Annotated in this window: 8 protein-coding genes, 1 riboswitch and 1 other annotated feature; of the genes, 5 read left to right on the top strand and 3 right to left on the bottom strand. The window is 54.4% G+C overall.

What is annotated here, in order from left to right:
• Positions 1-17: 17 nt before the first annotated feature.
• On the bottom strand, positions 18-758 hold the full coding sequence (locus OEL90_RS11715) for a response regulator transcription factor (RefSeq protein WP_291404079.1): 741 nt from the start codon (positions 756-758) through the stop codon (positions 18-20).
• A 159-nt stretch (positions 759-917) separates the two neighbouring features.
• On the opposite strand from OEL90_RS11715, the gene OEL90_RS11720 reads away from it, so the two are divergent.
• Together OEL90_RS11720 and OEL90_RS11725 are read left to right on the top strand one after the other, a co-directional pair.
• Entirely contained in the window at positions 918-2,438 is a 1,521-nt protein-coding gene (locus OEL90_RS11720; protein WP_300688744.1) for a Na+/H+ antiporter NhaC family protein, read from the top strand.
• Between the two features lie 31 nt (positions 2,439-2,469).
• Entirely contained in the window at positions 2,470-3,210 is a 741-nt protein-coding gene (locus tag OEL90_RS11725; protein ID WP_291404077.1) for a coenzyme F420-0:L-glutamate ligase, read from the top strand.
• Positions 3,211-3,469: 259 nt separating this feature from the next.
• On the opposite strand, the gene ilvA is transcribed toward OEL90_RS11725, so the two are convergent.
• Positions 3,470-4,705 (bottom strand): threonine ammonia-lyase, encoded by a 1,236-nt coding sequence (gene ilvA / locus OEL90_RS11730; protein WP_291404076.1) that lies wholly within the window; start codon positions 4,703-4,705, stop codon positions 3,470-3,472.
• Between the two features lie 64 nt (positions 4,706-4,769).
• Positions 4,770-5,008 (bottom strand) — a binding site (T-box leader).
• Positions 5,009-5,251: 243 nt separating this feature from the next.
• Positions 5,252-5,351: riboswitch (SAM riboswitch) on the top strand.
• Between the two features lie 126 nt (positions 5,352-5,477).
• Here ilvA and metF point away from each other — a divergent pair.
• The 3 genes from metF to OEL90_RS11745 all read left to right on the top strand — a co-directional run bounded on the left by metF (position 5,478) and on the right by OEL90_RS11745 (position 9,736).
• Entirely contained in the window at positions 5,478-6,377 is a 900-nt protein-coding gene (metF, locus tag OEL90_RS11735) for a methylenetetrahydrofolate reductase [NAD(P)H] (protein ID WP_291404075.1), read from the top strand.
• A gap of 1 nt (position 6,378) precedes the next feature.
• Positions 6,379-7,050, top strand: coding sequence for a methionine synthase (locus OEL90_RS11740; RefSeq protein WP_291404074.1), 672 nt, complete (start codon positions 6,379-6,381; stop codon positions 7,048-7,050).
• A 106-nt stretch (positions 7,051-7,156) separates the two neighbouring features.
• Entirely contained in the window at positions 7,157-9,736 is a 2,580-nt protein-coding gene (locus tag OEL90_RS11745; RefSeq protein ID WP_300688750.1) for a homocysteine S-methyltransferase family protein, read from the top strand.
• A 166-nt stretch (positions 9,737-9,902) separates the two neighbouring features.
• On the opposite strand, the gene OEL90_RS11750 is transcribed toward OEL90_RS11745, so the two are convergent.
• The coding region (locus tag OEL90_RS11750; RefSeq protein WP_300688752.1) for an RNA-guided endonuclease TnpB family protein at positions 9,903-10,637 on the bottom strand (735 nt) is incomplete at its 5' end.

Below are 10,637 nucleotides of genomic sequence, written 5' to 3' on the forward strand. Positions count from 1 at the left end.
CCACAGCGGCCTCTGTCTTACTTAAGTTTGTACCCTACCCCACGCACGGTCTCGATCAAATTGCCGTGCTGCTCATCCTCGATCTTGCTTCGAAGATGGCGGATGTGAACATCCACTGTTCTTGTTTCTCCAAAATAGTCATAGCCCCAGATCTCGTCCAGCAGCAGGTTGCGGGTCAGTACTTTGCCGCGGTTTTCCGCCAGCATTTTAAGCAGGGAAAATTCCTTAAGGGTCAGGACGTACACCTTGGCGCCTCTTCTGACTTCATGCTTGTCCAGATCAATTTCAATGTCTTCGACCCTGATGACACCCGTGCTCGCTGTCTCTTCCGGCTGCGTCTTCGCCCGCCTGAGCACGGTACGGATCCGCGCCTCCAGTTCCCTGACGCTGAAAGGTTTGGTCATGTAGTCATCTGCGCCAATTTCCAGTCCCACTATGCGGTCGGTCTCGCTGCCCCTGGCAGTCACCATGATGACAGCGGTATGGCTCAGCTCCTCGGTGCGGCGGATCCGGTTGCAGATCTCAATGCCGTCCATTTTAGGCAGCATCAGATCCAGGACGACGAGATCAGGACGCTCTTCGCCGACCAGCCTGTAACCGGTCTCCCCGTCAAAAGCCGCAAGGACCGTATAGCCGGTGGCCTCCAGATTGTAGCGGATGAGCTCTGAAATGTTCTGGTCGTCCTCTATTATCAAAATCTTTGTCTTTGGCTGGGCGGTCGCGGCAACCTGCCCCTGGCCTGAAGTACCTGAATTCATGCAATACACCTCCAGCGTTATCTTCTTTAATATACCCGATTAATGTTAAATTCACGTTATAGCCGTAAATTTTTTTGCCTACTTTTAAGGATGACTTATTCTGTCATGGCAACTATGATAATATAAGAATGATCGCAGTCACAACTCAGGAGGTCTCACATGCCTGATCATCCGTCACCGAAGCAAACTGTTCATCAAACCTCTGGAATGTCAGATCCGGTGCCATCGGCAAAAAGCGCACTTGATCCCACCGGGCCAAAGCCCCTGTCCACCCTGGTCGTCAGCCTGGGCCTGCTCATCACGATCTCAGCCCTGGGCGCGTCCATAGCGTTCGGAAAGCCCATCTACTGGGGGCTGGTGACCGGTTACCTGATCTTCCTCGGCCTCGCCCTGCACGCCGGCTATTCCGTCAGGCCGCTGGTTCGAGCGTCGCTCGACAGTATCTACAAAGTCAAAACGGTGCTTATGATGCTGGCCCTGGTGGGCATGATCATTCCCCTGTGGATGCAGACGGGGGTCCTGGCCTCCTTAATGGCCTATTCCATTGACGCGTTTTCCGGCTTTAATCTGGCGGTGGCAGCTTATCTGTCCAGCGTCGCCGTGTCCATGATCCTAGGCTCCGGCATTGGGACCACCTCTACCGTAGGACTGGTCTTCATAGCGATTGCCAGAAGCATTGGGCTGAACGAGGCCATGATCGTGGGCGCCGTGGTTTCAGGGGCCTACACGGGCGACCGAACCTCCCTCATGTCGAGCAATTTCAACCTCGTCTCGGAAATTACCGGTACGGATTTGAAAGGAAATTTCGTTTATATGTTGTCATCCACCCTTCCAGTGTTTATAATGACAACCATATCCTATGGTTTATTCGGACCCTCTGCCAGCGATTCACAGGCCCAGTCCCTTGACGCCCTCAGGCAGCTCTTGGGTCAGAGCTTTGAAATCGCTCCCGCCCAGCTGATTCCACCCGCAGTGATGCTGTTTTTCGTGCTCGTCCTGCGCCAGAACATGGTCGTCAGTCTTGGCGCGGCACTCGTCCTCAGCATTGGGAGCGGCCTCCTTGGGGGCGGCTTCGAGTGGATGCCTCTGCTCACCGGTCTCGAAGGCAGCGGTCCCCTTGGCGCCTTGTTTTCAGGCAGCGGCCTGACCTCTATGATGGGCGCGCTGCTGCTCATAGCCATTGCCTCTGCCCTGAGCGGTCTGTTTCAGTTGATTCGCTGTCTCGAGCCGCTTCTGGACAGAGCCTCAAGACATCTCGGCACCAGAGGCCACCTGATCTTCTCTACGGGCATGATCAGTCTGCTGGTCAGTCTGGTCTCCGGCAATCAAACCATGACCACGCTGATCACCGGCAATTACTTTAAAGAAAAGTACGACGCTTTCAAGATCGACCGCCGTTTGCTGGCCCGGACCATCAGCGATACCGGCGTGGTGTGCGTGCCGCTCATTCCGTGGAATATCAACGGCATCCTGGTGGCCACCGTCACCGGCGTCTCTACCGCGGCCTACCTGCCCTACGCTTTATCCAGCTGGCTTTTGCCCGCCATCACACTCTATTTCGCAGCCAGAGGCTTACATAAAACAATACGGCTTGGCGCGCCTGAAGCGACTATGATCCAGCGGATCGCTTCCAGTGCTCTGCCGATAGGTGACCATCGGCACAACGAGGGATCCAAATGACCTCTCGACCAATTGAATGGAGGATTTGACCATGACTGAACCCAACCAACCTGCACAACCGGCTCAACCTGCTAAGCCAAAGAAAGTTAAATATCCCGAAATTGAGATTGGCGGCGAGCGCTTCCTGCGCATTCCCATCAAGACCCACGTTGTCATGTTTGGCGATCAACTGAAGGAAATCGTCGACACCTACGCCAGGGAGCACCTGGAAAAGGACGACATCCTGTTTATTACGGAAAAGATCGTCGCGATCACTCAGGGCCGCGCGCACTATATGAAGGATATCAAGCCGCGCAAGCTGGCTAAAGTGCTCTCCAAGTATGTCACCAAGACGCCGGCCGGCATTGGCCTGGGCATTCCTGAAACCATGGAAATGGCCCTCAGGGAGTGCGGAGTGCCGCGCATCATGATGGCGGCGGCGGCCAGCGCAGTGACGAAGCCTCTTGGAAAGAAAGGCGTCTTCTACCAGCTCGCGGGCTACAAGGCGTCGTCCATTGACGGCCCAACGCCGAATACCCTGCCGCCGTACAACCAATGTGTCGTCCTGGGGCCGGACAAGCCTGACGAGGTCGCCCGGGAAATCAGCGCCCACCTCAGGGGCATCAAGGTGGCGATTGCGGACATCAATGACATCAGCGGCGTCATTTTGGGCACTTCCCATCCGGGCATGGACAGGCTTAAAATTGCGAAAATCCTGAAGGATAACCCGCTTGGGCAGGACCTGGAGCAGACCCCTATGGGGATTATCAGAAAGATTTCGAGTGAGCTTTAGAAAAGAGGGAGAAACTGGGGGTCGATAGGCCAAAGGCCGCTGACACCCGGTTTCTTTTAAATGAAAGATGGAACTTGGTGTCAGACACCGAGTTTCTCTCAAACGAAAGAGAGAGCCTGGTGAAAGCGTGACGCTTCACTGAGGCTCTCTCTTTTATTGTTGTGAAACCGGGGGTCGATAGGCCAAAAGCCGCTGACACCGAGTTTCTCTTGTTGTGAAACTGGGGGTCGATAGGCCAAAGGCCGCTGACACCGAGTTTCTAATAGACCTTTCTCACCTTGTACCCAATCTTCGCCAGTTCCCGCTGAATTTCATCAATATGGGCATGGCCACTGGTCTCGCAAGTGACTTCCAGCTCGACGTTCATGAAGCGGTCGGTATTCTTGAACTGGTTGTGGTCGAGACCTATAACGTTGGCATTGAGTCTTGCCAAGACTTCGGAGATTCTGACCAGCTCGCCCGGCTTGTCGGGGAGCTCAACGCTGAAGCAGAAGAGCCGCCCACGGGAGACGAGACCCTTGTTGATCAGCGTGGAGATGGTCACCACGTCAATATTGCCGCCGCTGACGACGCTGACGACGTTCTTGTTGAAGACGTGAAGCTTCTTGAGCGCCGCCAGCGCGACTGCTCCGGAGTTCTCCGCGATCAGTTTGTGCTTTTCGAGCAGCATCAGGAAGGACTCCATGATTTCGCGGTCGCTGACGGTGACGATTTCATCCACGTACTCCCGGATGATGTCGAAGGTCAGTTTGCCCGGTTTCTTGACGGCAACGCCGTCCGCTATGGTATCCACGTGGGTCAGGCACACGATCTCGTCCTGCTTGACGGACGCTTTCATAGCCATGGCGCCCTCCGGCTCGACCCCCACAATTTTTACGGATGGCTTCAGCTGCTTCATAGCCAGCGCAATGCCCGCGATCAGTCCGCCGCCGCCAATAGGCACCAGCACCACGTCCACATCCTCCAGGTCTTCAAGGATCTCCACGCCGATGGTCCCCTGACCCTCAATCACATCCAGGTCGTCAAAAGGATGGATGAAGACACTGTTTTGCTCTTTTTGCAGCCGCATAGCTTCATCGTATGCTTCATCATAGCAGTCGCCAGCGAGCACGACAGTCGCACCATAGTTTCTCGTGGCCTCCACCTTGATGATGGGTGTGGTCTTTGGCATCACTATGGTGGACTTGACACCGAGTCGGGTGCTGGCCAATGCGACGCCCTGGGCGTGGTTGCCCGCTGAGGACGCAATGACGCCCCGCGCCTTTTCTTCGTCTGTCAATTTATTGATTTTATTAAAAGCGCCGCGGATCTTGAACGCACCCGTGACCTGCAAGTTTTCCGGCTTTATGTAGACGCGGTTGCCGCATTCTTCGCTGAACGCCTCACTGAAAATAAGCGGCGTTTCACGGATCACAGGTTTGAGTGTTTCCTTTGCCGCTTTGAAGTCCACGAAATCGTGATAAGTCACCTTGTCTTTAACCATGTGTAATGCCATTTGAAAGCCCTCCAATTCTGCCGCTTTTCCTTTTTCTTCCAACAAAAAAACCGCCCTCTCACTATGAAAGGACGGAATATTCCGCGGTACCACCTTATTTGCACGAATGCCACTCACTCGGCTCTATCAAGCCTGGGCCGATAACGGGGCCAGCCGAAAACACTTACATGCCTCAAACAACAAGGTGTTCAGCGTTTCTGCTCAGGGATGATTTGAAAATGCGCGGCACTGCGTCAACTCTCACCAAATGTTGACTCTCTGTGGCAACCGTTTGCGTTTTCCGTTTCCCGTCGTCGCAAATGAATATCGATATATTGTTATGAATAATATCAGAACTTTCGGACGAATTCAAGGGTTTTAGAAAATATTTATAAAATTTTTGTAACGGTTGACAGTCAATGCTTTCAGGCGCTTTTACCTTATAAACTGATTGTTCTTTCAAAAAGACGCGAAAACAGAACTAAAAATTCAGAATTTCGCCTTGACATCTGCCCGCTTACTTTTTATAATTAGTTCAATTCAATAGCCGCCATCCGTCCGGGATGGCACTTATCCAGAGTGACGGAGGGAACTGGCCCTGCGAAGTCCGGCAACCTGCCCAAAAGGGCGTGGTGCTAAGTCCAGCGGTTTAACCGGGAGATGAGATCACGACATGCGTAGCTCTACTTCGGTAGAGCTTTGTTTTTTGCCTGAAATCTTTAAAATCCTTTGAAACACCCGGCCACTGATCCTAATACAGCAAAGTTATAGCCAACGAAAGGAAGACGCCCCCATGAAAATCAGAGATATGCTCCTTACCACCCGGCCGACTGTTTCCTTTGAAATCTTTCCGCCCAAGGCCAACTACCCTATCGAAACGATCTATGAAACCATCGAGGCCTTGAAAGACCTGCGCCCGGACTTCATCAGCGTCACCTACGGCGCCGGCGGGACGAGCCAGGACAACACCATAGAAATTGCCTCTAAAATCAAGAATACTTATGGCATCGAATCGATTGCCCACCTCACCTGCGTCACCTCCTCCAGGTCCAGCATGATCGAGACCCTGGAAAAGATCCGCGCCAGCGGCGTTGAAAACATTCTAGCCCTGCGCGGCGACATCCCTCAGGCGCTCCTCGACGACAAGTCCTGGACACCGGAATACAGGTACGCTTATGAGCTCATTGAAGACATCCATAAGTTTGACAATTTCTCGATAGGCGGCGCTTGCTATCCGGAGGGCCACATTGAGTCCCGAAACAAAATTGACGACCTAAAAAACCTGAAATTCAAGACCAAAACCGGCCTCGACTTCCTGATCACCCAGCTCTTCTTTGACAACGAGCTCTTCTACCAGTTCAGAGAGAAGATGGAGCTCCTCGGCATCAAAACCCCAGTCCTGGCAGGCATCCTTCCCGTCCTTAACATCAACCAGATCAAAAAGATCCAGGAGCTGTCCGGCTGCAACCTGCCGCCAAAGTTTATGCGCATCCTCGACAAATACGAGCACAACCCGGAGGCTCTTCAGGAAGCCGGCATCGCCTACGCGGTCGACCAGATCATCGATCTCATGTCCAGCGGCAGTGTCGACGGCATCCACCTCTATACCATGAACCGCCCGGAGCCTACCCGCCGCATCATGGAGAGCATCGGCTCCATCCGCAAGGCCCTCAGCACCAGAAAAGAGGGATAGTGTGATCAATCGCGACGAAGTCCTTCGGTACCTGGGCATCCGCGAGCCCGAACAGGCCGACCCCCAGACCCTCGCTGAAGTCGAGGCTCTCTCGTCCGAGCTTGAAGCAAAGCTGGTTGGCCGATGGATTTATAACCCCTTCCCCGTCGAAAAGAAGACAGCCGAGGGGATCTGGCTCCAAGGGCTGTCGGAGCCCCTTCTCGGAAAGGACATCGCGAAGCTGCTGGCACCCTGCGACACCGTTTACCTCATGGCCTGCACGCTGGGCCCCCAGGCGGAACGACTGATTACTTTAAAGAGCCATCTGTCCCCCACCGCCGGCCTGATCGCGGACGCCTGCGCTTCGGCCTTAACGGAGGCCTGGTGCGACAAATGCGAGGCCGAAATCCGCAGCCGTGCCGGTGACCTGACCTTTCGCTACAGTCCCGGTTACGGCGACCTGTCCCTGACCATTCAGAAGGCCATTCTGGAGGCCCTGGTGGCCCACAAGCGCATTGGCGTCTCCCTAAGCGACAGTTACCTCCTGACACCTCGAAAAAGCGTGGTGGCGATTCTGGGGGTGCTGCCCAAGGTACTGGGGGAAGAAACGACACCATCGGCCAAACCTCACCGCTGCGGCCTTGAAAGCTGTGACCTCTGCCCGCTGAAGGAGACGTGTACGCGCCGCCGGTAAGCGGGCGTCTTTTTTGCCAGTGTCAGCTCGAAATGAGGTATAATAAATCAACGACTTAAACAGTGAGATAATACAACGATTAAAATAATCTGAGGATGTGATTTTTTTGAGCGAACTACATAACACTTCATCAGCTGCATTCACGGCGCTTTTTGCCCCTGAGCATTTGATGATTTTCGACGGCGCCATGGGCACTATGCTCCAGCGCTACGGCATGAAACCCGGGACGCTGCCGGAGGCATTAAACCTTGTGGATCCGGCGCTGATCCAAAGAATTCACCGTGAGTATCTGGAGGCCGGATCTGACGTGATCACGACCAATACCTTTGGCGCCAACGCTTACAAACTGTCCACCAGCGGCTATTCGGTGACAGAGGTAGTCACGGCGGCGGTGGAGAACGCCAAGGCTGCCCGCGGTGAGCGGCAAGCCCTGATCGCTCTGGATCTCGGTCCAATTGGGAAAATGATGAAACCTATTGGTGCCCTCGATTTTGATGGTGCCTACGAGTATTTTAAAGAGCAAATCGTCGCCGGCGTGGCAGCCGGCGCAGACCTCATCCTGATCGAGACCATGTCAGACCTTGGGGAAACCCGGGCTGCGGTCCTGGCGGCCAAGGAAAATTCAAGCCTGCCGGTCTTCGCGACCATGACTTTTGCGGATGACGGCCGCACCCTCACCGGGACGGACCCCGAAATCATGATCCTTTCCCTGGAAGCCCTCGGCATAGATGCCATAGGCGTCAACTGCTCCTTAGGTCCTGAAGAGCTGGAGCCCATCATTCAGCGGATCCTGGCATTCGCCAAGGTACCGGTGATGGTCCAGGCGAATGCGGGACTGCCGGTATCCGTCAGCGGCCGCACGGAGTTTTCCGTTGACGCGGCGACCTTCGCTGACTTTGGCAAACGCTTTGTCCAGGGCGGCGTCAAAATTATAGGCGGCTGCTGCGGCACGACACCGGAATTTATTCAGGCGCTGAACGGCCTTCGCGGGGATTATCGCCCGGCGCCTGCTGCAGAGCGCGGGGATTATGTTTGCTCTGCTCAGCAAAAGGTGGCTTTGACGGGCAAGTTCACGCTGGTGGGTGAGAAGATCAACCCGTCCGGCAACAAGGGCCTTAAAGCACAGTTTTTGGCTGGAAATTCTTCTGCGGCGATCAAGGAAGCCTTCGACCAGATCAACCATGGGGCTGAAGTACTGGATGTCTGCACCTCCCTGCCCGCTGTGGATGAAATGGCAGTCATGAGCGAGATCATCGAGGCCTTCAACGGGTTGATCGAGGCGCCTCTCCAGTTTGACTCCACCAAGCCGGCTGTGCTGGAGCGTGCCCTCCGGCTCTACAGCGGCGTGGCCATCATCAACTCAGTCAACGGCAAGCCTTCCTCCATGGAAAAGATTTTCCCGATAGCGAAGAAATACGGCGCTTATATAGTTGCCTTGTGTCTGGATGAAAACGGGATCCCTGAAACAGCCGATGGCCGTATGGCCGTCGCCCGCAAGCTGATTGACACGGCAGCCACTTACGGCATTGACGAAAGCAGGCTGATGATCGACTGTCTCGTTCTGACGGCGTCTGCTCAGCAGGCTGCGGTTATGGAGACTTTGAAGGGGATCCGGGCGGTCAAGACGACGACCCGCGCGCTGACGACCCTGGGCCTTTCCAACGTCTCCTATGGCCTGCCTTACCGGGCGCTGATCAACCGCACCTATTTCGCCATGGCGCTGACCAGCGGACTGGATGCGGTGATCATCGATCCAGGTGCGGAGGGCATCATGGATACGCTGATGGCGTTCCGCGTGCTGGCCAATCAAGACCAGGGGGCGGTGGCCTACATTGATTATCAAAACGAAAAAGCGGACCAGGCGAAGCAGGATTCGGACGCAAAGGACGCTGTACTCGCGGCGGCTCACGCTTCTGCGGCCCAGGCGGCGGCGCTGATTGGGCAATTGACGAATGGCGGCGGTGCAGCGGCTGCGGTACCTCCTTCTTCGGTGACGACGGTTGTACCGGCGGCGGCTGGGGCATCTCAGGGTGCTGGCGGGCGATCATCGGCAAACGCCCTGCCTGCGGACAGCTTTGAGCGGCTGCTGCTGGAAGGCCAAAAAGACGTGATTCTGGCGCGCACCAAGGTACTGCTTGAGACCACGCCGCCTCTGGATGTGGTGGACCTTCACCTGATTCCGGCGCTGGACGCGATTGGGCAGCGGTACGAGGCGAAAGTGATCTTCCTGCCGCAGCTGATCCGGGCGGCGGAAACCGTGACGGCTGCTTTTGAGCTGATCCGGGCGAAGCTCTCTGAGTCCTCTGAGGCTATGACCTCCAAGGGGCGGGTTCTTCTGGCCACGGTACAGGGGGATGTGCACGACATTGGCAAAAACCTCGTCAAGGTGCTGCTGGAGAGCTATGGCTATGATGTGCTGGATCTGGGGCGGGACGTGCCGGTAGAGAAAGTCGTCAGTACAGCGGTGGCGGAGAACATTCAATTGGTGGGCCTCAGCGCCCTCATGACCACGACGGTGTCCAGCATGGAGGAGACGATTGTGGCGCTGCGGGCGACCGGGGCACCCATTCGGATCATGGTAGGCGGCGCCGTCCTCACGGAAAGCTACGCCAAGACCATAGGCGCAGATGATTTTTGTCGTGACGCCCGGGCTGGTGTCAGCGTCGCCGCCAAGGTTTTCGCTTAGCTGGAAGGGACATTTGGAGTCAGGTACGAAGACGCACTGTGTACCTGTCTCCGAATTCATTTTGGTGTCAGATACCGTAATGAAATTTAAATACTATTTTTGTTGAACCTCCCATGACTCAAGTCACGGGATTCCTAAGAACACCGTTCTAACGAACAGTTTTTTATTAGGCTATCCCCGTCGCACCGGCGGTTAGAAGCCTTAGGGCTTCGTTTTTAATATTTATGCTTGCGTTAAGATCTCTGTCATGGATTGCGCCACATTCCGGACAAGTCCAATTCCTAACTGCAAGATTCTTAACGTCTTTATTCTTGTATCCGCAATTTGAGCACAATTGGCTTGAAGGAAAGTTTCTGGCCACAGTAACAACCTGCCTCCCATACCACTTTGCCTTATATTCAAGCAGACTTCTGAATTGTGACCAAGACACATCAGCGATGGCCTTCGCCAATTTGTGATTCCCCAGCAAATTTGAAACCTGCAAATCTTCTATTCCGATCACATCGTGATTTTTGATGATGTCGTAAGAAAATTTGTGCAAGTTGTCTTTTCTTGCATTCGCGATTCTTTCATGGATTTTAGCAACTTTAACCCTTTGTTTCTCCCAATTTTTTGAATGCTTGACGCGCCTCGAGAGCACGCGCTGCTCTTTTGCGAGCTTGGCCTCATATTTTCTGAAGCACTTAGGGTTTTCGCGTTCTGTGTGATCTGATACTTTGGCGAAGTGCTTGATTCCCACGTCGATCCCACAGACCGAACCTGTCTTTTGAAATTCTTGTACCTCTGTTTCAGCGAGAATGGAAACAAAATATTTCCCTGACGGGTTACGCCTTACAGTGGCGTTTAGAATCCTGCCTTCAACTTCTCTTGACTTTGCGAACTTAACAAGACCTAACTTTGG

Source organism: Acidaminobacter sp. (assembly GCF_030247605.1).
In the GTDB taxonomy this organism is placed as follows: domain Bacteria; phylum Bacillota; class Clostridia; order Peptostreptococcales; family Acidaminobacteraceae; genus Acidaminobacter.

What these genes read in the sequence shown, in the direction of transcription:
- OEL90_RS11715 (WP_291404079.1), bottom strand. Translation starts at nt 758, where the DNA reads ATGAATTCAGGTACTTCAGGCCAGGGGCAGGTTGCCGCGACCGCCCAG.
- OEL90_RS11720 (WP_300688744.1), top strand. Translation starts at nt 918, where the DNA reads ATGCCTGATCATCCGTCACCGAAGCAAACTGTTCATCAAACCTCTGGA.
- OEL90_RS11725 (WP_291404077.1), top strand. Translation starts at nt 2,470, where the DNA reads ATGACTGAACCCAACCAACCTGCACAACCGGCTCAACCTGCTAAGCCA.
- ilvA (WP_291404076.1), bottom strand. Translation starts at nt 4,705, where the DNA reads ATGGCATTACACATGGTTAAAGACAAGGTGACTTATCACGATTTCGTG.
- metF (WP_291404075.1), top strand. Translation starts at nt 5,478, where the DNA reads ATGAAAATCAGAGATATGCTCCTTACCACCCGGCCGACTGTTTCCTTT.